General features: G+C 32.1%; 26 protein-coding genes, 1 tRNA gene and 1 pseudogene. 12 read left to right on the top strand and 16 right to left on the bottom strand.

From position 1 onward, the window contains the following. Nucleotides 1–2: 2 nt before the first annotated feature. Nucleotides 3–470 (bottom strand): annotated as a pseudogene (locus JEP36_RS17870) (phage terminase large subunit); the annotation flags it as partial. A 259-nt stretch (nt 471–729) separates the two neighbouring features. Between JEP36_RS17870 and JEP36_RS00810 the strand changes: the two are divergent. Together JEP36_RS00810 and JEP36_RS00805 are read left to right on the top strand one after the other, a co-directional pair. Then, nucleotides 730–1,248 carry a ClbS/DfsB family four-helix bundle protein gene (locus JEP36_RS00810; protein ID WP_198620672.1) on the top strand — a complete coding sequence of 173 codons (519 nt, stop codon included), beginning with the start codon at nt 730–732 and terminating at the stop codon, nt 1,246–1,248. Between the two features lie 201 nt (nt 1,249–1,449). Continuing rightward, on the top strand, nt 1,450–1,965 hold the full coding sequence (locus JEP36_RS00805) for a DUF1543 domain-containing protein (RefSeq protein ID WP_198620673.1): 516 nt from the start codon (nt 1,450–1,452) through the stop codon (nt 1,963–1,965). A gap of 143 nt (nt 1,966–2,108) precedes the next feature. Here the strand turns inward: JEP36_RS00805 and JEP36_RS00800 are convergent, their stop codons facing one another. Both JEP36_RS00800 and JEP36_RS00795 read right to left on the bottom strand, forming a co-directional pair. Then, nucleotides 2,109–2,288: a hypothetical protein gene (locus JEP36_RS00800; RefSeq protein ID WP_088493237.1), complete on the bottom strand. Its 180-nt coding sequence runs from the start codon at nt 2,286–2,288 to the stop codon at nt 2,109–2,111. Nucleotides 2,289–2,510: 222 nt separating this feature from the next. Then, nucleotides 2,511–3,446 (bottom strand): 5'-nucleotidase, encoded by a 936-nt coding sequence (locus tag JEP36_RS00795; protein WP_198626523.1) that lies wholly within the window; start codon nt 3,444–3,446, stop codon nt 2,511–2,513. 221 nt (nt 3,447–3,667) lie between these two features. Here JEP36_RS00795 and JEP36_RS00790 point away from each other — a divergent pair, with 221 nt between their 5' ends. From JEP36_RS00790 to JEP36_RS00780, 3 genes are all read left to right on the top strand, one after another. Next, the gene (locus tag JEP36_RS00790) at nt 3,668–3,829 is read left to right on the top strand and encodes a hypothetical protein (protein WP_167392491.1); all 162 of its coding nucleotides are present in this window, start codon (nt 3,668–3,670) and stop codon (nt 3,827–3,829) included. A gap of 388 nt (nt 3,830–4,217) precedes the next feature. Continuing rightward, nucleotides 4,218–5,639: an SMI1/KNR4 family protein gene (locus JEP36_RS00785; RefSeq protein WP_198629760.1), complete on the top strand. Its 1,422-nt coding sequence runs from the start codon at nt 4,218–4,220 to the stop codon at nt 5,637–5,639. A gap of 1,050 nt (nt 5,640–6,689) precedes the next feature. Continuing rightward, nucleotides 6,690–7,001 carry a hypothetical protein gene (locus JEP36_RS00780; RefSeq protein WP_196533092.1) on the top strand — a complete coding sequence of 104 codons (312 nt, stop codon included), beginning with the start codon at nt 6,690–6,692 and terminating at the stop codon, nt 6,999–7,001. A 426-nt stretch (nt 7,002–7,427) separates the two neighbouring features. On the opposite strand, the gene lpxL is transcribed toward JEP36_RS00780, so the two are convergent. The 4 genes from lpxL to JEP36_RS00760 all read right to left on the bottom strand — a co-directional run bounded on the left by lpxL (nt 7,428) and on the right by JEP36_RS00760 (nt 11,083). Beyond that, a complete protein-coding gene (gene lpxL / locus JEP36_RS00775) occupies nt 7,428–8,357 on the bottom strand; it encodes an LpxL/LpxP family Kdo(2)-lipid IV(A) lauroyl/palmitoleoyl acyltransferase (protein ID WP_198626520.1) in 930 nt (309 codons plus the stop codon). Between the two features lie 449 nt (nt 8,358–8,806). Beyond that, entirely contained in the window at nt 8,807–9,019 is a 213-nt protein-coding gene (gene cspE, locus JEP36_RS00770) for a transcription antiterminator/RNA stability regulator CspE (RefSeq protein WP_006537332.1), read from the bottom strand. A gap of 396 nt (nt 9,020–9,415) precedes the next feature. Next, nucleotides 9,416–10,273 (bottom strand): alpha/beta fold hydrolase, encoded by an 858-nt coding sequence (locus JEP36_RS00765; RefSeq protein WP_198626547.1) that lies wholly within the window; start codon nt 10,271–10,273, stop codon nt 9,416–9,418. Between the two features lie 477 nt (nt 10,274–10,750). Further along, a complete protein-coding gene (locus JEP36_RS00760; protein ID WP_196573675.1) occupies nt 10,751–11,083 on the bottom strand; it encodes an MliC family protein in 333 nt (110 codons plus the stop codon). 380 nt (nt 11,084–11,463) lie between these two features. On the opposite strand from JEP36_RS00760, the gene JEP36_RS00755 reads away from it, so the two are divergent. Continuing rightward, nucleotides 11,464–12,360 carry an AraC family transcriptional regulator gene (locus JEP36_RS00755; protein WP_198629759.1) on the top strand — a complete coding sequence of 299 codons (897 nt, stop codon included), beginning with the start codon at nt 11,464–11,466 and terminating at the stop codon, nt 12,358–12,360. 79 nt (nt 12,361–12,439) lie between these two features. On the opposite strand, the gene JEP36_RS00750 is transcribed toward JEP36_RS00755, so the two are convergent. Next, nucleotides 12,440–13,936 carry a C69 family dipeptidase gene (locus JEP36_RS00750; RefSeq protein WP_198620679.1) on the bottom strand — a complete coding sequence of 499 codons (1,497 nt, stop codon included), beginning with the start codon at nt 13,934–13,936 and terminating at the stop codon, nt 12,440–12,442. Between the two features lie 527 nt (nt 13,937–14,463). Here JEP36_RS00750 and JEP36_RS00745 point away from each other — a divergent pair. Further along, nucleotides 14,464–15,396 (top strand): LysR family transcriptional regulator, encoded by a 933-nt coding sequence (locus JEP36_RS00745; protein WP_198626518.1) that lies wholly within the window; start codon nt 14,464–14,466, stop codon nt 15,394–15,396. 57 nt (nt 15,397–15,453) lie between these two features. Here JEP36_RS00745 and JEP36_RS00740 read toward each other — a convergent pair whose 3' ends face one another. The 3 genes from JEP36_RS00740 to cbpA form a co-directional block, all read right to left on the bottom strand. Continuing rightward, entirely contained in the window at nt 15,454–16,722 is a 1,269-nt protein-coding gene (locus tag JEP36_RS00740; RefSeq protein WP_198629758.1) for an amidohydrolase, read from the bottom strand. A gap of 287 nt (nt 16,723–17,009) precedes the next feature. Then, nucleotides 17,010–17,315, bottom strand: coding sequence for a chaperone modulator CbpM (gene cbpM / locus JEP36_RS00735; protein WP_023581369.1), 306 nt, complete (start codon nt 17,313–17,315; stop codon nt 17,010–17,012). Continuing rightward, a complete protein-coding gene (gene cbpA, locus JEP36_RS00730) occupies nt 17,315–18,256 on the bottom strand; it encodes a curved DNA-binding protein (RefSeq protein WP_198629757.1) in 942 nt (313 codons plus the stop codon). Before cbpA ends, cbpM begins: the two co-directional genes overlap by 1 nt. 370 nt (nt 18,257–18,626) lie before the next feature. Here cbpA and JEP36_RS00725 point away from each other — a divergent pair, with 370 nt between their 5' ends. Together JEP36_RS00725 and JEP36_RS00720 are read left to right on the top strand one after the other, a co-directional pair. Continuing rightward, entirely contained in the window at nt 18,627–18,959 is a 333-nt protein-coding gene (locus JEP36_RS00725) for a DUF1971 domain-containing protein (RefSeq protein ID WP_198629756.1), read from the top strand. 10 nt (nt 18,960–18,969) lie between these two features. Continuing rightward, on the top strand, nt 18,970–19,308 hold the full coding sequence (locus JEP36_RS00720) for a DUF1869 domain-containing protein (RefSeq protein WP_198626516.1): 339 nt from the start codon (nt 18,970–18,972) through the stop codon (nt 19,306–19,308). 75 nt (nt 19,309–19,383) lie between these two features. Here the strand turns inward: JEP36_RS00720 and JEP36_RS00715 are convergent, their stop codons facing one another. After that, nucleotides 19,384–20,256 (bottom strand): LysR family transcriptional regulator, encoded by an 873-nt coding sequence (locus tag JEP36_RS00715; RefSeq protein WP_198626515.1) that lies wholly within the window; start codon nt 20,254–20,256, stop codon nt 19,384–19,386. A 101-nt stretch (nt 20,257–20,357) separates the two neighbouring features. Here JEP36_RS00715 and JEP36_RS00710 point away from each other — a divergent pair, with 101 nt between their 5' ends. Beyond that, nucleotides 20,358–20,810, top strand: a complete 453-nt coding sequence (locus JEP36_RS00710) for a multidrug/biocide efflux PACE transporter (protein ID WP_198620684.1) — start codon at nt 20,358–20,360, stop codon at nt 20,808–20,810. 127 nt (nt 20,811–20,937) lie between these two features. On the opposite strand, the gene JEP36_RS00705 is transcribed toward JEP36_RS00710, so the two are convergent. Both JEP36_RS00705 and JEP36_RS00700 read right to left on the bottom strand, forming a co-directional pair. Next, a complete protein-coding gene (locus tag JEP36_RS00705) occupies nt 20,938–22,065 on the bottom strand; it encodes an ABC transporter substrate-binding protein (protein ID WP_198620685.1) in 1,128 nt (375 codons plus the stop codon). Between the two features lie 362 nt (nt 22,066–22,427). Continuing rightward, nucleotides 22,428–22,513: transfer RNA gene (locus JEP36_RS00700), tRNA-Ser, on the bottom strand. Nucleotides 22,514–22,695: 182 nt separating this feature from the next. On the opposite strand from JEP36_RS00700, the gene tusE reads away from it, so the two are divergent. Next, nucleotides 22,696–23,025 carry a sulfurtransferase TusE gene (gene tusE, locus JEP36_RS00695; RefSeq protein WP_023581360.1) on the top strand — a complete coding sequence of 110 codons (330 nt, stop codon included), beginning with the start codon at nt 22,696–22,698 and terminating at the stop codon, nt 23,023–23,025. A 34-nt stretch (nt 23,026–23,059) separates the two neighbouring features. Here the strand turns inward: tusE and JEP36_RS00690 are convergent, their stop codons facing one another. Next, the gene (locus JEP36_RS00690) at nt 23,060–23,341 is read right to left on the bottom strand and encodes an acylphosphatase (RefSeq protein ID WP_198629755.1); all 282 of its coding nucleotides are present in this window, start codon (nt 23,339–23,341) and stop codon (nt 23,060–23,062) included. Nucleotides 23,342–23,537: 196 nt separating this feature from the next. Between JEP36_RS00690 and hspQ the strand changes: the two genes are divergently transcribed. Continuing rightward, complete coding sequence (hspQ, locus tag JEP36_RS00685; protein ID WP_006537351.1) at nt 23,538–23,858, top strand: heat shock protein HspQ; 321 nt, start codon at nt 23,538–23,540, stop codon at nt 23,856–23,858. Nucleotides 23,859–23,937: 79 nt separating this feature from the next. On the opposite strand, the gene JEP36_RS00680 is transcribed toward hspQ, so the two are convergent. Continuing rightward, on the bottom strand, nt 23,938–24,351 hold the full coding sequence (locus JEP36_RS00680) for a CoA-binding protein (protein ID WP_198629754.1): 414 nt from the start codon (nt 24,349–24,351) through the stop codon (nt 23,938–23,940). Nucleotides 24,352–24,363: the final 12 nt, after the last annotated feature.

Genomic DNA, 24,363 nt, shown 5'->3' with positions numbered 1-24,363 from the left:
TTACCAGCACGAAAATCACGGCCTTTGTGGTTAGCAATATCAAACTCGTCAGAATTACATTTAACTGCAATGCCGTTCTCAAACTTGTTATCTAACTCGCTTTTAGAAAATAACACACGATATTTATCGGACATCATTATTCGCTGAACATCGGTGTTCATATCACTAACGAGATCTGATGAATACGATAATGCACCAACACACATATTTAGGTATTTACCAAAGAAATAGGCTAGCAAATGGCGAGAAACAATATCAGACTTACCATGCTAAGGTGGCGCACTTAAGATTAACTTAGGGCGCTTACCATCCATCATGTCTAACAAAAATTGCTCTAACGCATTACACACCGTTTCTGAAAAGTGGCTTGTAATATATTCCGGGTTTATATACTGAATAAATTCATGCAAACTACGCCTAGCTATCTCTCTCCTGACCTCTTCAGTAAACAAATCGAAATTGACATTCATAGAGATACCTAAAGTAATAAAACAGCCCTTTCACTACCACATAATAATGAAATGAAAAATGAGTTTTCAATAATAAATTAGCTACAAATAAAAAAGCCTAAATTCAATATTTAAAGATATAGACCCAATTATATTCAGAAATCGAGATTTACACTGTTATAAAAGGATCTTCCCCTATTATGGTGGATAGTACATAATATATTTTTAAACACTACACAGCCCTTTATGCTCTTTCTCTTCTAATTAGATGGAAGTTCTTATGAGTGTACCGCAAACAAAAGTTGAACTACTTTTAGCTATTGATAAAAATTTCAATAAATTAATTAGTTATCTTGATGCAATCCCGATAGAAACTACTTCGGAGCGCTCAATGGATGGGCACGCCAAAGGAACCAAGATGAGTGTTCGTGATCTTGTTTCGTATTTGCTCGGATGGAATTCTCTTGTTGTAAAATGGATCACATCTGATGCCAAAGGTTTACCTATCGATTTTCCAGACACTGGTTATAAATGGAACCAACTTGGTCTTCTTGCTCAAAAATTTTACTCAGATTACAGTGAGTTAAATTATGACTCGTTAATAGCTGAACTTCGGGCTGTAAAAAATGAAATTGTGGCACTTATTGATGAGCGAACTGATGATATTTTGTATGGTAAACCATGGTACACAAAATGGACGATGGGTCGAATGATCTCATTTAACACATCTTCACCTTATGCCAACGCTAATGGGAGATTAAAAAAGTGGGCAAGAAATAATAATATCAATTTAAAGTAAGTATTAGCGTCAAAATTACACGCAGTATTTAAGAACAGATTGCCCTTATAACTATAAGGAAGGTTTTCTCTAATTATGATTAAGCACTAATACTCAACATTCACGCCCATGATCTTATCTATCGTCTCATTTTACACTTTCTCCTCAAATCGATATATAATAAATTATATATCGATAACAAAATAAAAAGTTGGAAAAGCAATGAAGTTATTTATGTTCTACATTGGTGGTAATGCCGGTAAGTCAAATATTGAAGTTCACGATATCCAATTTGTTGTGGCAGAAAAACCTACAGATGCTTGGCCTGCGTTAAGAGAAGCATGGTTTGGAGATAAAGACAAAGTACATATTGATGGTTATGCAGAAATCACTTGGGTTGATGGGTTTAATATCACTCTTAGTGATAAACCTAGCGATAGTAACGATAATTTATATTTTGTTAATGTGGGAGGCTATCATCCATCAAATCTAGCTGAATTGCATGAATTTGATTTATTTGTTGCTAAATCAGCGAATGAAGCTAAAGAGAAGGCTATTGCGACCCTTTTAGTAAATAGTCTGCAACAACATAAAGACAATTTAAAAGATGTTGATGATTGCACTTTATTAAGCAAAATCGGTAATTTTTACATTCATCTAATACCAAATAATTCGGGTGAACATTTCAAACCTTTATGGCAAGGTTATCAACCTATTGGTATTGAAAAGACTCAATAATAATTTTTACTGCGCTGTTATTTTTCAGCGTAGTAAATTTCATAAGTTACGCAATCATCAACTTGTTTTTAAATATATATCAATTTAAAAAATATTGATATCTACATTTAAAATGATCACATATTACTTGCTTATTATTGCTATTATTTAAAATTCATTAATTTCTTAAAATAAAAACCTTTTTTAGTTTTTGGGAATTTATTTCCATAATATATTTTCCGCTCATAATCTCGGCCAGCATAGTGATTATCACCATAAAATTGACCATATAATGCAGTTTTAGGGCACACTTCGTCAGAAAAAAATCTATGATTATTATCCACTTCAATTTTCCTTCTTTAAATTAAACTTAAGACCTCTTGAAATTAATTATAAATATTTATCATTTATAATTTTTAGTAGTTATTTAATAACTACCATACTACTTTTATAAAATAGATCCAGTTTATAATAAAGTTATTATTTAAATTGAAGGAAAAACATAATTAGACAAAATAAAAATTGAGTGTATGCTATATATCAGACACTCAATAATTAAATACTTATTATTTATTATCTATTTTTCTATTTGCTATTCCAAAAGGAATATGGACAGAAGGTAATTCAGATGATGATTTTAAATGCAGTTTTTGATCATCAAAGAATATATGAGGTTTTAGAATTCTCAAAACATTGGCTTTCTCTACTCCCCCCATAAAAAAGGCTTCATTAACAGAAATTCCCCACGTTCTCATCGTATTAATAACACGTTTATGAGATGGTGCATTACGCGCAGTAACAATAGAGATCTTAAGCAATGGAATATATGTAGGATCTTGTTTTACTTTTTCTAATTCTAATTTTTGAATATCAGAAATACGCAGTAAAAATTTCTTTAATGGTCCAGGGTTATGAGGAACATCAACCATTTTAGCTTCATGCTTGTGAAATTGAGACAACTCCCCTGAAGTTTTATAAATAACTTCTGCTTCATCATCAGCGATCACACCATCAAAGTCGAACGCAATTCTTAATTCATCGGCATCATCATCATTAACATGGCCTTCTAATATCTGTCCTGCTGGATAATTTGCATTAATTGCTTGTAAAACATCATCATGATCAGCAGATAAAAATAACTCAATATCAAATGCTGGAATATAAATATGAGGTGATTTTCCTTGAAGAAATACGGCTCGGGTGATCCCTAGATTATAATGTTCAATAGAATTCATCACTCTTAATCCAGTATCGGGATCATTTCTAGATAACAAAATAACTTCAACGAGTGGATCGTCAGGTCTAATATTATTTAGCTTCAAAAGCCGGCTAATAAAAGGAAATGCAACACCTTTATTTAGAGGTACATCCTGCATTTTATGTTGATATTTTCGATAAGCTTCCTCTCCTTGTGTGCGAAAAATATTATCTGATTCTTCTAAATCAAATAATGCACTAGAGGAAAGCCCTATGACTAATCGCTTCGTTAAATCATATGCCATCGCCAAAATCCTCTGTTAGTTCCTTTTATTATTCATAATATCACTCTTTTAAGAGAGCAAAGATAAGAAAACTTATACAAAGAAGCAGATAAAATCGTAGTATTTACCTGAACATAAGCACTTTACCATCAAATCACACACTCTAAATAATATTGATTATCATTTGCATTTAAATAATATCCTTATTATTGTTATGACTACAATTCATAAGGAGAAAATTCATGGTTAAGAAAACGATACATTTACGCTCTCAACATTTTAAAGATTTAGTCAATAAAATGAAAAAAATGAATGCTGTTAAGAATACGATAAACACTAAATCAGAAAGTAGTGATCTTGTTGTTATTAATAATAAAATTCCAACTTTAGTTTCTATAAAGTAAGATAATTTATTGACTTTTAGTGTGAATAAATAATAACCGCAACTTTCTTAGGGTTGACACATTAAATGATAATGATTATCTTTTACCTCGTGAATAGTTGAGTATTTTGCTCAGTTTCTCACAACGACATTGCTCACATTGCTTCTAGTATTTATTGACCAACTCTCCTAGCGTTGGTCTTTTTTTTATCTGTATTATTCCATAACCCATTTAACCCTAAATGGAGAACATACTTTCCTTCAAAATACTATTATCTTGTTAAAACTAAAATAGCTTATAGTGAATCTAACGCAAGATAGTAATATTGTATTTAGTTATCACTATCTAAAAAGGATCATGAAATCACCACGTTATAATTAAACCATATCATCAATAGGGATTTTAAATTATGGGTTTTATTTCCACCATCATTGGAAAAAATGAAGAGCTAACAGCAGAGCAGCAATGGGAACAACTTAATAAAAAATATGCAGATAATCCTATCGAGCGTATCCGTAAGAAATTAGTACTAGCAACTAGTATTGATCATGAATATAAGGAGTTTGGTGCTGACAATCATAAATATCAACTAAGCTCTCCACTCTCAATAGAGAAAGTTAACCAGCTACAAGCAAAGGCTGGATGTGAATTTCCCGAAGATTATATCGCCTTTGTAACTCAAATTGGCAATGGTGGTACAGGCTCTTATGGTGGTGCAGGCCCTTACTATGGCCTATATGCTTTTGATGACGCAATAGATAGAAATGGTGTACAAAATTGTGCATTACCCTGCTTACTTAAACCTAAAATGAATATTGATGAGTGGAAAGCACTTTGTCATGTCCCCGAAGACTGTAGTGATGAAGACTTTGATATTATTTACGATAGAGTTCATCAAGGTACACTTTATTTAGGTACTTGTGGATGTGAATACGATCTTTTATTAGTGGTCAATGGTAAATATAAAGGTCATATTTTATATACATCTGATTGGGTTAATTCAGATACTCCTTACATATTTTCCTATGAAACTTCATTTACACAGTGGTACGAACGTTGGTTAGATGAAGTGATTTTAGGCTATGATACAAGCTGGTTTGGTCATCGAATGGGAGGTAATGAAGAAACGTTACTTCATTTTGCCAAAAATAATAAAGATATTACGAAAAAAATTAGTGCTATCAACTCATTAACTAAGTTACCTGAATTATCCAACAGCAGTTTATATTTTCTAGAACAACAACTGCAAACTGAAGATATTGAGTTATATAAAGTTTCGTTAAATGTTTTAGCCTCTTATTTTAAAGAACAAGCATTGCCCTATATTCAGCAAGCTTTAGTTGCTCCATTTGATGAAAAAACAGACATTGTTATTCCTATTATTTACTTTAAATATAGAGATCAATGTTCTCTTTTCAAAGATAACCTTTTCCCAATTCTTAAAGTAACGAATAGCGAAGATACATTGCGTTTTATCGGTTACTCTTTGGCCGAATTAAAAGCTGTTTTAGTTGAAGATTTCCAACCCTTCTTTACTCACTCAAGCGTAGAAATAATAAGAAGTGCAATTTATGCAGCTTCTCATGATATTAATTTAAAAGATAAAACATCAGCATTTTATGAACTCGCAATCTCTGAAAATGAAGAGATCTGCTTAGGTGCAATTCAGGCATTATCGAGCTCAAATTACATCGATAGTGAGTTGTTACCTTATTTACAACAAGCTTGGAAAATGTATCCCAAAGAAAAAAATCCTTATATACGCAACAATATCTCTTCTTATATTGCGAAGGCATATCAGAACAATGAAATTGATGTAACAAAATGGTAACTAACAGATAAATATACATTTTTCTTTAATTTTTTTAAATAGACAATAATAAAATCTTATTATTGTCTATTTTTAATTCCAATCTCATTATAAATAAGCATATTGTTATTCTAACCAACGAAGTAAATTATCAAAATTTTCAACTAAATGTATGTAAACTTTATAGTTAAACCAAGATGGTTTTAGTTTATATCATTTAGCCTCACTGTTAAGTGAAAATTAAAATTAAATAAAATAAAATAATTAAATAGAAAAAATCAAAAAAAATTTATTTTTTCAGAAAATTATTTCAATTCTGCACTTTATTCTTATTATTTCTTTTTAAAGTTTTTTACAGATTGATATCTTTTTTTCCCTTACTATTGGTTTCAGTATTTCATCACTGATAGATATTTAATTTTTCCCCCGCCTCGTGCGGGGATTTTTTTATCTCAATTATCCTCTTAAGATGCTCAATCGCTAAACTCTCACTATTTTCAAACTAAACGTGCTTTCCTGTTTTTTCCCCATAGCGCAAACATATTATGCCTGTTATATTTTTTGCAATGGACAATTACCTATAATTTGCTTCCCTTCAATATCAAGTTCTATCTTATCTATTTAAAAGCCATCGAATAAAGATAGTTTTTTATTCTTAATAACCATTTCTTTGTAATGCTTTGACAAATATTTTTGAACTCTGAAATTACTCATTTTATAAGTTTTCTATTTTAACGACAAAATGTATCACTAAAAAATTAAGTAAATTAACTAATGTCAAAAAAAGTTAACTTATTAACAAAAATAATCAAAAATAAATTTTACCCTTAAATTTCAAGTAATTACATAAATAACAATCAATTTATATTAATGATTATGTGCTGAGAAAATCATAAATTCATTCATAAATCTTTATTTACCTGTCATTAACTATCAAGATTTTTTACAGATTGATATATTTTTTTCCTCTAATATTTCTTCCATCAACTCGATACGAAAAGATATTTATTCATCGTACACAGAAAAACAAATCAAGAATTAACCAAAGAAAGAATATTTGAGGAATATAAAATGAAAAAGAATTTTATTATCGGAACTTGTTTAGCACTTTTATTATCAGCTCCAACTATGGCAAATAATAATAAAGTAATCGGTTCAGGAACAATTACATTTACAGGTTCAATTGTAGAGGGGAATTGTATGACCGACTCAGTAGGAAATACTTTTAAAGCAAATTGTTGGAATGGAACTGAAATGGAAGAAACTTTACATAAAATCGAACCCAATAAAATGTTTAATGCTCAATTAGGTGAAAATAAAGGTTCAATGAGCATAAATTGGATCAAAGAAAATGTAGGAATAATGGATATCGTATACAATTAATATAGTAAATTTAAAATCCTATATTTTTAATAAACATTAAATTCTATCAAATAGAAATAATATTTATTATTAAATAACGAGTATATATTTTCCAAGAGTTAGAATTCATTATTATATAAATGGTATTCTCTATTATGGTTATAATATATTAGGCAGATATAGTTTATTTCTATATCTGCTAACTCTGTTTTAACTTATTTATAAAAATTTTTATCTTCTTATCTTTGCTTTGTATCCCCTATCTTTATCTTCCAAATCCATACAAATATTGGGGTTGACAACTAAAATGATAATGATTATCTTTTACCTTGTGAATAGTTGAGTATTTTACTTGGTTTTTCACAACGACATTGCTCACATTGCTTCCAGTATTTACTGTGACCAACACATCATGTGTTGGTCTTTTTTTATATAATATATTCATAATTAATTATAAAAACTGGCTTCACCTGCTGGTCGAGTTTTAAAACGGCGGTGAGCCCATAAATATTGATCTGGTGCTCGCATAATTTCGGTTTCAATCAACTTATTCATTCTATCTGTGTCATTTTGAATATCTTCAGAAGGATAATTAATCAATTCTTTACCAATGATTAAACTGTATTTTTTACCTTTCTGATTTTCATTTCTGACCAAAGTAACAGTTAAAGAAGGTGCCCCTGATAGTTTTGCTAATATAGCAACTCCTTTTGAAGTTGATGTTTTTTCAACAGAAAAGAATGGAGAAAATGTTGTACCTTTTAAACCAAAATCTTGGTCAGGAGCAAACCAAATTGCCTTCCCTTTTTTTAACTCCATAACCATAAACTTTAAGTTGCGTCTATCTATCATGCCCTTATCTGAACGGCATCTTGCTTTAGTTTGAATAAACTCCATCGCTTTATTATTATGTGGTCTATACATCGCATTCACAGGAAAACAAAGCCCCATAATGCGCCCACCCAGCTCTAGAGACATAGAGTGGATACCAATTAATAAAATTCCAGCTTTTTTATCATTTGCATCAGTAAAATTGGAGATCCCTTGTACTTCAAAGAGATTTTTTAATCGGCGGTCACTCCAAAACCACGCCATGCCCGTTTCAAATAATGCGACACCTAGTGACGATAAATTATCCATAACAAGCTTGTTAATTTCATTTTCATCTTTATTAGGGAAACATAATTCTAAATTTTTCTTTATGATCGAGACTCTTCTTTTGACAAAGAAACGAGATAACACCCCAAGATGTTTACCTAAAAAAAGTAACCAAGCATAAGGAAGTTGTACTAATAAAAAAAGAATAAAGACACCAAACCAAGTTAAGATATATTTTGGATGTAATAGATGCAATGAGAAAACATTTTTAGCGTACACAAGTTTGTCCTTTAGGAACTAAAAAGCATTTAAGCCACATTAAATTAGACAGCAATTGTTTAAGATAAGTCACTAAATATTAATTTAATTTTATCTTAAATTATTTTTATGATTTATCTGATATTTTTTATTCTAATAAAGTTTTTTTCTTTCTTTTGATTGAGAAGGCAATGTCTTAATGCCTTTATTTTGCCATTATAAGAATTAATTTCTCCATTAATTTATTTATCTGTAAAAATTATTAGGCATTAAAGTAAATAACTTTATAGAATTTTAAATAATTTACATTAAATACTTACATAACTTTAATAAAACTATTTTTTATACGCTTTAATAAATATACTTCAAATTTAAATAATACTATAAATTGATATAAAAAAACCCCACCGAAGTGAGGTTTTTTAGATCTTACTTGTATCCATATTGCATTAAGCAATATATACAGTAAATTACAGAGCGATTACGTTCGCTGCAGCTGGGCCTTTAGCGCCATTTTCGATAGAAAATGAAACTTCTTGACCTTCTTTCAGAGATTTGAAGCTATCGCTTTGGATCGCTGAAAAGTGTACGAATACGTCTTTGCTACCGTCTTTAGGAGTGATAAAGCCAAAACCTTTATCATCGTTAAACCATTTTACTGTACCAGTCATTGTATTAGACATAAGATTTCCTTTAATTAATTATTTTGCCATAAGGCATTGTTTGCGGTTTGATTTCGGATTTTTACTTATGGTCACTATTTGAAGGAATTCGCAACGAAGAGGTATCAGGGATAACGCTAAACGGTGAACTACTTAAAACTGCACTAACATAAATAGGTCTGTACTTCCAAACCAGTGGCGCTATTAAGTCATATAATTCGTTTTATAGCAAATTATTTTCATCTTTATTTTAAAAAAACTTTTCACCCGTCAAATTAGAAAATAATTATAAGATAAAAATAATTATCTATTTTACCTATCTCATTATTTTAATTTAAGAACATAAATAAAAAAGTAGATACTGTTATTTTTTTAAGATAACCAGTATCTACTCTATCATTAATGTACTACATCACCTTAATCAGCTAGTTCTAATAAAATTTCTTCTGTTTTCGTCCATAGAAGTGAACCGCCTTCTTCTGGCCATAAATGCCGCTCAGCATTAGGAAAACGTTGAAATAATAAATCCCCAAAGTCTGGAGAATGAACTGTACTGGTATCTTTCATACCATACCATAAGGTTGTTGGTGTCTTTATTTCTTCAGGTGAAAATCCCCAAGGTTGCATAGTAATCAGCAAATCTTGAGTATATCCATCATTGCCTTGTTTAAAGGCTTTTACCATACATTCTTGATAAACTGGGAGAAAATCAATTGATTTATAAATAGCCAAATCAACATCGGCACTGTTATTTAGAATAAAATCCATTAACCACTTGGCTGTTATATTTTGCTTAATCCAACTAGTTAACGAATCTGGTGATCCAACAGCTTGACGTTGCATATTAACAACATCATCTGTTAGCTTATTTTGTGTATCTAGATAGTCAAATTGATCTTGTCCTGCGACAATAAGTAATTTATCAACATGACAATAAACACAAAGAGCCATAGCAAAAACAGCACCTTGTGAAAACCCCATTACATTAATATTTTTAATACGAAGATGATCTAATAAAAATAAAATATCTTTAGAAAAAGATTTTAACGACTTTTGAGGATCAAAGGTGGAATCGCCTAATCCAGGGCGAGTGGGTGTAATCAACCGAATATTAAGCTTATTTAAAAGGTCAACTTCGACTCCTAATAAACCACTCATACCTGCACCGGTACAAAATAATACTGGCTTACCTTGCTCTGGACCTGATTCATACCACGTTAAAATTCTATTATCTGGCAATGATACATTATATTTTCTTGAGTTTTTAATTTTCATTAAATTTTGTCTTTTATTAATTTTTGATAACACATTACCTGCCAATTTGCACAGCAATGTCTATTTTTAAGTTTTGCTTTTAAAAATTAATGTTGAGACTAGCTAAGGGTAAGATTTCATATAAACTCGCAATAAATTTTGTTTCGTTGCAGATAAGTGGATAAACCTAAATTTATTTTTCGTTTTAAAAAAAATAAAAATGAGTAGATTTCATACTACTCTCTATTAGTATAATCAAATTAGCCGTAATAGGTAAGAGTCCTACCATTGATCACCACAGCGAAAATCACAATAAGACTATCTTTATAACTGATTTATTTCCTATGACCAATTTATTTGTGTGATAAAAAATGCGTTATTATTTTATCGATACTAATCGTTTTTATTTTCAATTTTTACTATATTTATTTAATCTTTTTCTTATAAAAAAAGAGAACAATAAAATTGTTCTCTTTTTATTTATGACTCATTTCTACGTTATTTTACTAATTTACAAGTACGTCCTTTATCTTCAGCAACACGTCCATTAACTGCATCATCTTCTGAAATCGTTGCTAAATTAAACTCACCTTTGCCTTTACCCCAAATTTGGAAATTTTCACCAACATAACGAGCACCACTAGCCGCAATAGCTTCTTTTAAAACAATAATTTCATCGCTGTAATACATAACAGCTAGCTGTTCAGTAGGGAAAGAAACCCTGATTTTTTGGCCTTCACAGTTATAAGTATCCGTTTTAGCTGCCAAAGCAGGAGCTGTTATTAATGAAGAAACTAATGCAATAGCAGAAATAGAAAACAACTTATTCATTTACATCTCCTAAAATAACCAAGTAAGACTTTGCTAATGAATTTAGGCTAGGCTTTATCTTTTAAATATAAAATAGGATACCTCCGCATTTTTTTAAGACTAAAAATATATATGAATATTTTAATTTAAGATTAACTTTAATAAAAAGTCATCAATCATTGATGAGTGAGTTAAAATGCAACCTTTTAATTAAAATTAATTTTAATTAAAACAAATTACAATACATAACTTTACATTAATATCTGTCTATTTTACTTTATTCAGTGTAATTATCACTATACGATATGCTACTATCCTAGAACATATAAATTTATTGTAGTTCAATAAATTAAGTCGATCTTATTGAAAAATATCGATAGAGAAAAAGAATAGGAATATTCATGCTTCAAGAGAATGTTGTTAAAGATATTATTGTTTGGATTGAGCAAAATCTTGATTCAAGCTTGTCACTGGATATTGTTGCTGAAAAATCAGGTTATACAAAATGGCATTTTCAGCGTTTATTTAAAGCATATACAGGAATATCTTTAGGAAAATACATACTCGCCCGCCGCTTATCTTGCGGTGCTTATGCTTTACGCATAACGCGTTGTAGCCTGCTTGATATTTCATTGAAATATCGGTTTGACTCTCAACAAACATTTTGTCGCGCATTTAAAAAACAGTTTAATATTACGCCTTCCGAATACAGAAAAAAGCCGGGTTGGGATATTAGTGAGCTGATTTTCCCTGCACTAGAAACTGTTGAACTTAGCGCTAAATATGAAGTCGTTACCTTTCCTTCACTAAAATTAGTAGGTATGTCTCACCAATACAACAAACCTGTTTCAACGTGGAATTCAGACAAGAAAAAATTTAGAAAAGAATTTTGGCGTAAATTTTTAAAGGACGTACATACAATACCCACAGAGCTATATGCAATGCATCGAGCATCTGCGAGTACATTAGAAGATACGATGTACATTTATAGTACCGCTGTTGATAAAGAAAAATTATCAACAACATCTAATCTATCGTCAATGTCACAATTAGAATTACCTAGTGGTAATTACTTGGCAATTACTTTTGATATGGGTGAAATTTTAGACTCATTAACAGGTTACGATGATATTATTTACACGGTATATACTAAAGTATTACCAAAAATGAATTTATTACGTAGGCCTGGCCCTGATATTGAACAATATACGCTGAAAAAATCTATGAGTTACGATAAATTACTTGAACAAAGTGAACAATACTTACAAAAAATTAGCTACTATATTCCTGTTCTTTAATAAGTTTTATCTACAAAAAAGATCCCAATAAAATTGGGGTCTTTCTATTAAAATAGATATCTAAAATACTTCTCTTCTATCAATCTTTCTTAGACTTATTAGCAAAGAAAATATCGTCTTGAATATCTTTTGTTCTTACTGTAAACAATTCATTCATTAAGTTTTCAGTTAATTTTTCAGCATCTGCCATGACTCGTAGATTAAATTCATTAAGCATTTTATCTGCACCAGCTTTATCTGTTTTCACCATAGTGAGATATTTAGCTTCCATTTCTTTTTGCTCTAATGCAGTTTTTGCTTCCCACTCTTGATAAGCTTTTTTCACTATTGGTGCGAGTTTTGGATAATCTGTCATTACTAATGTTTGTAACTTACGATATTTCCAGTAAATAGAATCATTGTCTGCTTGATTGCTTCCTATTCCATAATGTTGCGGATAAGCTTTTAATCCACTGTAATACGGAACAAATGCAGTTAAATCCGCCATACCTAATCCTACATAAGTGACTTCTCCTATTTCTTGAGGAAGTTCTGGACGGACTTGCATGACATGCGCTTCATAAGTTCTAAATACACTAATTGGGCGCCATGGCTCTTTACCATTTAATCCATTGGTATATGGGTCGTGCTCTGTTCCTTCAAAGTGATTACGTAACATCGCTTTAGCTTCTTCAACAGATACTTTTTTCTCTGGTGTTAATAAAGGTGCGAAATTACGACCATCATCCACAGCTTGTTTTAATGATGGATTAAATTGTTGCTGGATAATCCATACTCGCGGATCATTATAAGTACGATCTCGTTCGTCATCTCGTGTATAAGCTTTTGAAAAATTAAATGCCCCTTCTTTTTCAGGATTATAAAGCCCTTTTTCAACAGCAAATTCCACGAGATTTTTAGAACCTAAAACATCATTACTATTAATATCATAGTGTTGTAATCGACCTTGGTTTCCTGTTGCAAAGTATTTATCTTTAGGTAATTTTTGTGCGATCCAATGATGTCCAGTTCCAGTTTCTAAATACCAAAGCTCATTTTTATCAACAACAGCAACACCAAATCCTTCGCCAGCACCTTGCTTTTCAATAATACTACCTAATAATTCCACGGCTTCACGAGCTGTTTTTGCTCTTGAAAGCAGGACATCTGGAATATCATCTTCAGTTATCCCAGTTTCTTCAACATAGGGATCAAAAGAGAGTGCTTTAGGTGAAGCAAAAATAGATTCAGTACCACTGACACCCACCCCCAGTTCATTAAATCCTGTTGCACCGTGAAGTTGTGTTTTCCAATTCGGTACAGTGGTATAGCGTAATGAATTCTTAGGTAATGGATATGTAAAATTATTAGCACCGTTATGTTCTTTGGTACTGTAAATACCCGTTTGATTCGTTTTAGCAGGATGAATAACAAAATGTTGTGCTTTTAATGCATCACTATCTGCGCTACGAGCAATAATCAACGAACCATCATTTGTTGCTTCACTTCCTGCTAACAACGTTGTACAGGCTAAAGCTGAAGAAACTAATGCAATATTAACGGATAAGGCAATAATACCCTTTTTGAATAAAGACATAAAACTCCCCATTTGCTTGTTATTTATAATTTGTAGATCAATTAAGTATCTTTTTAGAGTCAAAATAAAAAACCAGATAGATAATTTGATGCAAAATATTAACAATGAAAAAGCGTGGGTTTCCGTGATTTATATCTCAATGACCATTATATTTTAAAATAAAAACATTAATTATATGCATCATATTAATATTAATAAGATTTATTAAAAGATTCATTTAAAATACAAATAAAAAGAAAAATAATTTGTTATTAACAACCTTTTATTATGTGATTAAAAATTACGTTATTTATAAAAACAGTTTTTGATATTAAAGATAATAACGATATATTGCATACCATAACAACCTTTGTTAATTGTTTTATATTGCGATAAATAAAAGCATCTGTAATACCCTAACAAGAGGTTTTATATGAGTTATCCTTATCTTTTTGCTCTATAAATTTTCTATCATCGCTATTATTTAATAATCAACTTATTAACTGTATAATCTAACACAAGATAAACTGACTAAAACAAAAAACACAATGGCAATTAATATAAAAAGAACTTCTTGGTCAGGAGGATGGGCAACTTTACGTGACCTTGAAATTATACAAACCGTGATTGATCAGGGAAGTGTCACTAATGCAGCTGAGCAGCTAGGTATTTCTCAACCAGCGGTAAGCCAGACATTAAATCAGATCGAGAAACGTTGTGGTAAAAAGTTATTCACTCGTGAAAATAATAAATTAATACCAAACTCTGATGCCTTATTGCTTTATGAAGAAATCGCCAATATCGCTGAATCTTTCAGCCGATTAAGCCATTTTCATCATCAAGAAAAAAAACGGAGTCTAAGAATTCTAGTTCCACCAACATTAGCCTATGGTTTTATCAATCAGGTCACTGCTCTGTTTATCAAAACATATCAAATTAATGTCCACTTAGAAATATCTAGAAGTGAGCAACTACTTTCTTTAATTGCAAAAGAACAAGCTGATATTGTTATTACTGATAATATGACCATTAATAGCAATTATAATTTGATTCAAATTCCGATGAGAGAAACTCAAATTATTTGTGCAATCCCTAAAGCACATGAGCTATGCACAAAAAATATCATTACACCTGATGATTTACATGAACAATCTTTTATTGCTTTAGTTAAAAATAATATTGGCCGTACAGTTATTGATCGAGCACTCAATAAATCAAAATCTAAGCCCAATATTATTGCTGAAGTTTCTGATCAAAACACAGCAATGACATTTGTAAAAAATGGGTTAGGAGTGAGTTTAATTAATTCATTTCCTATTATTGAAACAGAAGATATTGTTTATCGAGAATTCACACCCACTATTACGAGTAATATCTTTTTTTTCACCTCGAAAAAAACCGAGCATGAGACACAGCTCTATATTGAGTTTATTAAAGAGCATCAACCAGAAGCCTCTTTATTTTCAACTCCAATTAAATAAACATTAAGGTCTTATTCTATGTAATATAGGTAAATAGAATAGACCTTCTTATTATTTTTACATATTAAGGATAGAGAGGATACCTTCAGTAAAAAGTGTTAAGCCGATGGAAAGTGCTTCTTCATCGATATCAAATTTTTCTTTATGATGCCCATCACTTTGGTCGGCACCCACCAAAAAGAATATCGCTTTTCCCCCTTTCTCTTGTACTCTTCTTACCATTAATGAAACATCCTCACTTCCCCCTAAAGGTAATGTGATATTGACTAATTCTGGGTGTGAATTAATAGCACCTTGCATGATGTTTATCATTTCAGGATCATTTCTGAAGTTTGTTGCTTCACCAGTAATTTCTATTTTTGTGTCTAATTGATAAGCAACTGCGGCAGCATCGACATATCTTTTTATATTATCAAACAAATATTGCGTTATTTCGGCATCTTGTCCTCGAACTTCTAATTGCATTTTCGCGGAACTGGGAATAAGGCTACGATTTTCACCCGCAATTAAAGTGCCAACATTCACTCTTGTCATACCTTTACCATGTCTTGGTATGGCTAATATTTCATTAACTAAAAAACATGCCCCAGCTAAAGCATTATTTCCTTTTTCAGGCTCATCCGTGGCATCAGAGGCTTTACCTTTTAAAGAAATATCTAATTTAGTAGTACAAAGGAAATCAAAAGGATCGAGTGCTATTTCACCTTTTTTCAAATTACATCCAATATGCATCCCCATAAAATAATCGGTATCATCTAATATTCCACTATCACTGATTGCTCTTGCACCTCTCACTCCTTCTTCTGCGGGTTGGAATATTAATTTATATTTCCCACGTAAAGCGTGAATATTCTGTTTTAACCAATGTGCTAAGCCAAGTCCTACCGCAGTGTGCCCATCATGACCACATGCATGCATTAATCCAGAGCGACATGAAGCAAATCCCTGCTTATTAGGTAGATGAGAATCATCATTTGACTCTTGGACATAAACACAATCAATATCGAAACGAAAAGTAAATGTAGGCCCCGGAATTTCTGTATCAATAATTGCTATACACCCTGTTAAACCATCCATTTCAACTAATAACTCGGTGCTGATCCCTTTTTCTTCAGCTATTTTAATAGCTTCATTAACTAATTTTTCATCTCTACCTAAAATGCTTTCTCGACAAATAATATGAGGCCCCGTTTTTACCTCAATATTCATCTCTCTCAATATGCTGATGATCGTGCCTGTCGTTACAAATTCAGTCCAGCCAATTTCTGGAAACTGGTGAAACGTTCTACGCCATTCTATTAATTTATTGGTTTGGATCGACTTCATTATTTTTCCCTTACGAAAGATAAATATCTTATGAAAAATGCAGCATTCAATAATTTTTTTATTATGATAATAATAACCTAATGATTATGGGTATATGTGTGATCACATCGCTATTTTGTTCATTTATATAGCATGGTAGTTTTAGAAATTAGAGAAGGCCAAGGAGGGAAAATAATTATTAAAATCAATAAATAAAGTGTTTTAAAGTAGTGAGTTAACAATAAAACTGTGGCATAAAAATAGCCACTAAAAATCTTTAACTCATTTAGTGGCTATTTTATTGATCTTTATTCATTTATAAAACGCATTAACTGCTGACGTAATTGCTTATTTTCTTGTTTTAACTGTTCATTTTCATCTAATAAAGTCAGTGCTATGGCGATACCATGCCAATCTAATGCGAGTTCTTTATGAAGTTTTAATGCACGATGTGTCACCACAATAGCATTATCATCGAAAAACCACTCCTGAGTTTCAATTTCTAGCGGTTCGATCACACCAAGTGCTACAAACTCTTTGAGCTCATCATTTGATATTCCCGTATGATGACAAAACTCAGTGACAGTAAATACTGTTGTTGTTAATTGACCCATTATTTATTCTCCCAGTCTTTACGTGGATTATAATCGGTCTGGCTATCTGCAATTTGTTGCCATAATTCGCGTATCTTTTCATCGGGTTTAGGTGGCATCACAATTTTTAAAATTGCATATAAATCACCGCTGACCTTTTTGCTAACTAACCCTTTTCCCTTAATACGTAGCTTTTGTCCTGCCTGACTTCCCGCCGGAATAGTTAACAAGATTTTTTCTTTTATTGTAGGTATAGGAATTTTTGCACCTAATGCAGCTTCCCAAGGGGCTACAGGAACAACTATTTCTAAATCATGGCCTTTAATATCAAATAGAGGATGAGGTGCAATACGAATAGTTAACCATAAATCACCATTTTCGCCTCCATTTTCACCCGAAGTACCTTGCCCTTTTAAGCGTATACGTTGCCCATCAATAACACCTGCGGGAATTTTAACATTCAGTGTTTTAGGAATTTCTTTTTCCAAAATACCAAAGACATTATAAACAGGTAAGTGGTAATTTATTGTGCGCTTATGCTCTTCCTGTGATTCTTCCAGAAAAACAGCTAATTCTATTTCTAAATCATGCCCACGCTGTTTAGGCGCCTGTTGAGCTCGACGCCCTTCAAAGGGAGAATGTTGACCAAAAAATGAAGCATAAAAATCGTCAAAATCTTCTTGGTTAAAACGTTCTTGATTTGTATTTGATTGCTGTTGCGTAAATTGTCTAAATTTAGGATCGTTGCGATGTGCCCAAAGTTCATCGTATTCTGCTCTACGTTGCTCATCACCTAATATTTCCCATGCTTGAGCAATTTCTTTAAAACGCTCTTCTGCATCAGGTTCTTTACTCACGTCAGGATGATATTTTTTTGCTAAACGACGATAAGCTGTCTTAATCGTTTTAATATCATCCGTAGATTTAACACCCATAATGGCGTAATAATCCTTTAATTCCATAGTGATATCTCAATTATGTTAAATAATGAATTAAATATTAATATCCTAGACTTGATCAATTATAGAACAAAGAAACTATGTTGATGAGTAAATTCCCACGAAAAACCGTGTTTGCAGCCTAAAAAATAGGCTTAAAATAAAAAATAGTTTAAATATTAAAAATTAATTTAACAAAATAAAACAATATCTTAGATAAAAAATGAATAATATCGTTGTATATTCTTATTAAATTGCATTTGAAATACCTCATTATAAGAGGTAGATTTTATTTAACGCATAATAATTTACTACGTTATCAACTGCGATTTTTCTTTTTAATCAAGATAAAAAGTATAAAAATCAATCTATTCACGTTTTCTAGGGCGGTAAAATGGAAAGAATTATTATCCCTACTCACTATATTCATGTACGTGCTACGCCACTTTGGACGAAAGACACTGCCCCTAAATCAATTTGGGAAAGACATTTAGATAAAGGAACTCGCCAAGGGGTTTATCCTAAATTATCGGTCATGCAAGGTACGATTATTTATTACGCCTATGCAGATGAATTCAGCTCTGAGCCAACAGAAACTCTAGTGATTAATGCCGGTGAATTTGGTGTATTTCCACCAGAGACGTGGCACAAAATAGAAGCTAAAACTCAAGATACTGTTTTTAACGTCGATTTTTATGTCGATCCTAAAATACTTGCTGAAGGTTAAAAGGTTGATTATGGAAAATGAAAACAAAGGCTATTTATTAGAATTGATTAGTGCTGATGGCCGAAATAAATCCCAAAAAATCTTTCTTAATCCTAAAATTCTGTATATTCCAGATGTTGCAACTCAAGAAGTTTTACTCTTAGTTGATGAGTTAAAAAGTAAAGTAAATATTGATTCGCAAGAACTTACCTTAGCATTAACAAATAAAAATAATGGTGTTTCTGTCAATAAAGAAAGCTTTTGGGCTGATTTATTAGATGCCGAGATGTCGAGCCTAATGGTAAAAGATCTTATCAATATTGTACGTGGTTATGATATGGATGAAGAAACAAATGTCTGTGGTTGGTAAGTCAATATTATTAAGATAATAATGAACTAATATCACCTTCATTATTGCTAATGAAGGTGATTGATTCCCTAATTTTTATCGAGAAGATTGAATATTATTTTTCAACAATTTATCAATCATCCAATATCCTGCTTTTCCTGGTGGATTATTTCTCGACCAAACTAAATCGATATCTATTTTTTTCGGAAACTGGTCATAATTCAGACTGACTAGTAAGTCATGCCCAAATTGCTCAACTAACCAAGTGGGTAATATTGCCCATCCCATTTCTTGCTCTGCCATTTCAAGTATCAATAAATAGTTAGGTGCCAGCCAATTTTTTTCACTATTGATGACAAATTGAGCACGACTACTTAGCCGTAATTGACGATGCATGGTTAAATGTTGATAGCTAATTTGCTTTTCTTTCGCAAGTGGGTGAGTTTTATGTGCATATAATCCTAACTCACCACTTACGGGTAAACGGGCAAAAGCAATATCGGCTGGATATTCTATTCGTGATTCCATCATACCGATATGTGCCTGATTATTTTGTAGCATATTAATGACATCATCATTTTCAGCGACAAGAAACTCAAACTCAATATGAGGAAATTCTTTATCTAGAATTTTTAAGAGTTGCTCAGAATAAGGGGGTTGATACATATCAGAAAAAACGCAACTTAAACGAGGCTCCATTTCTGGTGATAGCTCTATTCTTAATGCCTGTAATCGTTCATCTGCCGCTAATATATCTTCAACTAAGCTTAGTACTTTTTTCCCTGCAAAGGTTAGCGTTGATTCTCTCCCCTTTCGTTCAAATAATTCAAAGCCCATATCATCTTCAAATCCTGTAATTGTGCTACTCACTGTAGACTGACTTTTATTTAATTTTCGAGCAGCAGCAGAAAATGATTTCAGTGATGCGGCTTCAACAAATGTACGCAAAGTTTCTATGGAATAGTTCATTATGGTATCGGTTTTTTCGATGGCTCCTATTTTGTATATATACAAAAAATCACTAATAATTGCATCTGTTTTTTTGCTAAACAATTAATTTGAGGTGGGATATGAGCCAATATCAAAAAACATTTACTGAGCGCGTTTTTCACGCTGTTTCATTTGAAGTGATAGCCATCACAATAACAGCGCCACTTAGTGCATGGATTTTGGGTCGCTCAATTTTTCAAATGGGAACCGTTGCTATTGTTTTATCAACATTAGCTATGTTATTGAATTTATTTTATAACATGATTTTTGACCGCTATTGGCCTTTAATCAAAGGCTCAAGACCAACAAAAATACGAGTCATGCATGCCATTGGATTTGAATTAAGTTTTGTGATCATTGGTTTACCAATATTGGCATTTTTATTAAATATGTCACTGTGGAACGCATTCTTATTGGAAGTCGGCTTCTTTGCCTTTTTCCTTTTTTATACATATGCATTTAATCTTAGTTACGATAAATTGCGTGAAAATTGGTTTAATCGTAAAGAGAAACGCATTACTGCACGTCAATAATTACTCGAAAACACCTTTTGAGCTATCATTAGGTGTTTTTTATCACGAATCAAAAGTAGATACTCTGATTGTTCGAAATGTAAATGAAGATAGAAAGCCCTTAAAAAAAGGGCTATAACTTGAATTTTTATTTATCTGCTTTTGCTGCCCAAAGAAATTCAGCGTTGGGTAATGTGGTATATTTTTCTATTATCTCTTTATAAGTATTTTCTGGCTTTAATTCAGCAAATTGTTCAGGATAAATAAAGGTTGCTAAATACTCTAAGCCAACGATGTTATATGGATGATTATAGAAATTATGATATATACCATATAATCGTTCATTTTTAACCGCAGTGATTTGATTAAATCCAATTCGACTCTTCAATCGTTTGAAACCTTCTTGAGCCTCTTTGTTAGATACCCCATAACCAAATGGTGCAGAAATATTATTTTTATTAATCCAGCGAGATCCCGTTACAATATATACATCAGGTTTAGTGCTAATAACTTGTTCTAAAGAAATAACACCCGAGGCTCCTGGTAAGAAATGACTACCAATATTGTCACCACCAACAGCTTGAATCAAACCACCCCAACCTGCATTATTATGTGTAAAGCAGCACCCATCACCATTAGCTCCAGCCTTTGCTTCTACAAATACACTTGGTTTATTTTTAATTTCTTGAGTTTTATTTTTAATATTATCTAGGTGTTGTTGATAAAAATCTGTATATTCTTTAGCTTCATTCTCTTTATTTAAAATGATACCAAGAAGTTCAACACTTTCTTTCGTATTTTTGACTGGCTCTAAGAAAGTATCAACATAAATAATAGGAATATTGGCCTCTTTTAAAATACTGACAACACCTGATCCTTCTAATGCGGGTTTTGCTCTTAGTTGAGCAATCAGAACATCAGGCTGTTGCGCAATAACTTGCTCTGCATTAACCTCACCTTTGTCATTAAACCCCATATCAGGGATTGCATTTATATTAGATTTCCATTTCTGTTCTAATAAAGAAACTGTCTGTGGGTCCGATTTTTTTAGATTATTATTCCATGCTACAACCCTTTCAAACGGATTATTTCTATCAAGCAAAGCTAGCGTTAAAATATCTCTACCATCTTGTAATATAATGCGTTTTGGTTCATGTTTTAACGTTATTTTTTGCCCATCTGTATCAGTAATAGTAACTGGATATGTTGTAGCTGATGCGGTAAAAGGAAGTAATGCTGAAAGAGATATTGCTAGCAGGTGATATTTATTTTTCATAGTATACTCTCCATAATAGAGAGTTAATGCTAACAATTATCATTAACATCATCAATAAGAAATCATCTTTATCTGACTATTAAATGAATTAGCCTTAATAGAGCGGCATCTAAGTTTGTTATAAAACAAAGGTCACGGAACATTATAATAAGGGTAGCAAGTGATGAATGATATATCATACACGCAGAAATTTAGCTGACTATTTCAGTTAGATCTTCTAAAGCTTTTAGCATCTTATTACCCATTTTGGTTTTACCAACAATGGTGGTTCTTTCAAGAGACTTCAGGAGACAATGATTTAGTACGAAGGTTTGATTTTACTGGAATTGGGAGACTTCAGGAGACGCTAGGAGATGTTGAGATGGCAGGAGGAGAGATTCGAACTCTCGGATAGTTTCCCATCGGCGGTTTTCAAGACCGCTGCCTTCAGCCGCTCGGCCACCCCTCCGCAATGGGGAGCAATATAAACACCTAGGCTTATGTTGTAAAGCCCTTATTGTACTGTTTGCCGTAAAATTAAACGCATTACAAGTCAATGGCTTAATTTATCAACGATTTATGGGTTCTACTTGGGTATTTTCCTTATTTTTGCTAAATTAGCGGTATTATTTTTGATTGGTTGCTACGCACATGTTTGTATTTAACGGAAAAGAAATCGAGACAGATAGTCACGGTTATTTAAAAAATAGCAATGAGTGGAATGAAGATATGGTTCCAACATTAGCTGAACTAGAGGAAATTGAGCTTACAGAACAACATTGGGAGATTATCCGTTTTGTTCGCCAGTTTTATTTAGAATTTAATACCTCCCCTGCTATTCGGATGTTAGTAAAAGCGCTTGCACAAAAATATGGCGATGAAAAAGGAAATAGCCGTTATCTTTATCGTTTGTTTCCTAAAGGCCCTGCAAAACAAGCGACAAAACTTGCTGGTTTACCAAAACCCGTTAAATGTATTTAATATTATCTTTCGATAAAAGATCATTAAAATAGTATTACTCATAATGGCGGATTGAAAAGTCTGCCATTGGTTCATATTCACAAGATGTCGCTGACCAAAATGTAATTTTGGCACTTCTTGGGCCACCAGCTTCTAACCAATCTTCAAATTCTTTTAATACATTTTCTTCCGCAAAAACCTTTACTCCCACGCTACCATCATCACGATTCCAAACATACCCTGTTATTGGCTGTTTTTTCATCCACTGATAAGTAAAAAAACGAAAACCAACACCTTGAACACGCCCTTGAATAATATATTCTCTACCGATTTTCATATACCCTTCTAGTAACCCTCTTCAAATAAAAATTCTGTCTAGGTTATTGTCTTTTCTTTATACAATAGATAATCTGATTTTGTGAGGTTTTTTATTCATAATGAAAGCAAAGGATTATATTTTTTCAAACCCTTGAAATTTCACTTTGTGACCTCATATATGTAACCAATAAGCAAGGCTATATGGAGGTGATACTATGATGACCGCCAGCAAATTTGGGATAGGACAGCAGGTTAGACATAAATTACTCGGCTACTTAGGCGTTGTTGTCGATGTGGATGCTGAATATTCCCTTGATCAACCTAATGAGGATGATATTGCATCTAATGTGACCTTGCGAGCAGCACCTTGGTACCATGTTGTGATGGAAGATGATGAAGGACAACCTGTTCATACTTATCTTGCTGAAGCGCAGATAACCTATGAAGTTTCAGATGAACACTTAGATAATGACTCATTAGATGAGTTATCACAGTCAATTCGTAGCCAATTACAGGCACCACGATTAAGAAATTAACCCAATTAATCTACATAACCAGTAATCTGAATGAAATGATAATCGCCGAATTTGTTTTCGGCGATTTTATTTTAGCGTATTACCAAGGAAGACCATGTGCTTCAATTTCTTTTTTAGGACAACGATCCATTACCACACGTAACCCTGCATCTTCGGCTAAATTTTTAGCATCTTCATTAATAACACCAATCTGTAACCATAATACTTTGGCATTAATTTCAATGGCTTCTTGCGCAATTTCTAATGCTACGTCAGATTGACGAAAAACATCAACCATATCAATAGCAACAGGAATATCTTTTAATGAGGCATAGCATGGTTGCCCCAATAAGGTCTGCCCTGACATACCTGGATTGACAGGAATAACATCATAGCCTTGTTCTAATAGGAATTTCATGACTTTATAGCTTGGGCGATCTTCTTTATTACTCGCACCAACAAGCGCAATGGTTTTAACGCTTCTTAAAATGTCATAAATGTCTGAATCCACCATTTATCTACTCCG

It is taken from the genome of Proteus sp. PR00208, from assembly GCF_016238545.1.
Taxonomy (GTDB): domain Bacteria; phylum Pseudomonadota; class Gammaproteobacteria; order Enterobacterales; family Enterobacteriaceae; genus Proteus.
Note: the sequence above shows the minus strand (reverse complement) of the source record. Positions and strands in the feature narration are given on the sequence as shown.

Coding starts and splice junctions, on each gene's coding strand:
- JEP36_RS00785 (WP_198629760.1), top strand. CDS start 4,218: ATGGGTTTTATTTCCACCATCATTGGAAAAAATGAAGAGCTAACAGCA.
- JEP36_RS00805 (WP_198620673.1), top strand. CDS start 1,450: ATGAAGTTATTTATGTTCTACATTGGTGGTAATGCCGGTAAGTCAAAT.
- JEP36_RS00795 (WP_198626523.1), bottom strand. CDS start 3,446: ATGGCATATGATTTAACGAAGCGATTAGTCATAGGGCTTTCCTCTAGT.
- JEP36_RS00755 (WP_198629759.1), top strand. CDS start 11,464: ATGCTTCAAGAGAATGTTGTTAAAGATATTATTGTTTGGATTGAGCAA.
- cspE (WP_006537332.1), bottom strand. CDS start 9,019: ATGTCTAATACAATGACTGGTACAGTAAAATGGTTTAACGATGATAAA.
- JEP36_RS00810 (WP_198620672.1), top strand. CDS start 730: ATGAGTGTACCGCAAACAAAAGTTGAACTACTTTTAGCTATTGATAAA.
- cbpM (WP_023581369.1), bottom strand. CDS start 17,315: ATGGGTCAATTAACAACAACAGTATTTACTGTCACTGAGTTTTGTCAT.
- hspQ (WP_006537351.1), top strand. CDS start 23,538: ATGATGACCGCCAGCAAATTTGGGATAGGACAGCAGGTTAGACATAAA.
- JEP36_RS00750 (WP_198620679.1), bottom strand. CDS start 13,936: ATGTCTTTATTCAAAAAGGGTATTATTGCCTTATCCGTTAATATTGCA.
- tusE (WP_023581360.1), top strand. CDS start 22,696: ATGTTTGTATTTAACGGAAAAGAAATCGAGACAGATAGTCACGGTTAT.
- JEP36_RS00710 (WP_198620684.1), top strand. CDS start 20,358: ATGAGCCAATATCAAAAAACATTTACTGAGCGCGTTTTTCACGCTGTT.
- JEP36_RS00765 (WP_198626547.1), bottom strand. CDS start 10,273: ATGAAAATTAAAAACTCAAGAAAATATAATGTATCATTGCCAGATAAT.
- JEP36_RS00705 (WP_198620685.1), bottom strand. CDS start 22,065: ATGAAAAATAAATATCACCTGCTAGCAATATCTCTTTCAGCATTACTT.
- JEP36_RS00790 (WP_167392491.1), top strand. CDS start 3,668: ATGGTTAAGAAAACGATACATTTACGCTCTCAACATTTTAAAGATTTA.
- JEP36_RS00780 (WP_196533092.1), top strand. CDS start 6,690: ATGAAAAAGAATTTTATTATCGGAACTTGTTTAGCACTTTTATTATCA.
- JEP36_RS00680 (WP_198629754.1), bottom strand. CDS start 24,351: ATGGTGGATTCAGACATTTATGACATTTTAAGAAGCGTTAAAACCATT.
- JEP36_RS00740 (WP_198629758.1), bottom strand. CDS start 16,722: ATGAAGTCGATCCAAACCAATAAATTAATAGAATGGCGTAGAACGTTT.
- JEP36_RS00760 (WP_196573675.1), bottom strand. CDS start 11,083: ATGAATAAGTTGTTTTCTATTTCTGCTATTGCATTAGTTTCTTCATTA.
- JEP36_RS00715 (WP_198626515.1), bottom strand. CDS start 20,256: ATGAACTATTCCATAGAAACTTTGCGTACATTTGTTGAAGCCGCATCA.
- JEP36_RS00720 (WP_198626516.1), top strand. CDS start 18,970: ATGGAAAATGAAAACAAAGGCTATTTATTAGAATTGATTAGTGCTGAT.
- cbpA (WP_198629757.1), bottom strand. CDS start 18,256: ATGGAATTAAAGGATTATTACGCCATTATGGGTGTTAAATCTACGGAT.
- JEP36_RS00690 (WP_198629755.1), bottom strand. CDS start 23,341: ATGAAAATCGGTAGAGAATATATTATTCAAGGGCGTGTTCAAGGTGTT.
- JEP36_RS00745 (WP_198626518.1), top strand. CDS start 14,464: ATGGCAATTAATATAAAAAGAACTTCTTGGTCAGGAGGATGGGCAACT.
- JEP36_RS00725 (WP_198629756.1), top strand. CDS start 18,627: ATGGAAAGAATTATTATCCCTACTCACTATATTCATGTACGTGCTACG.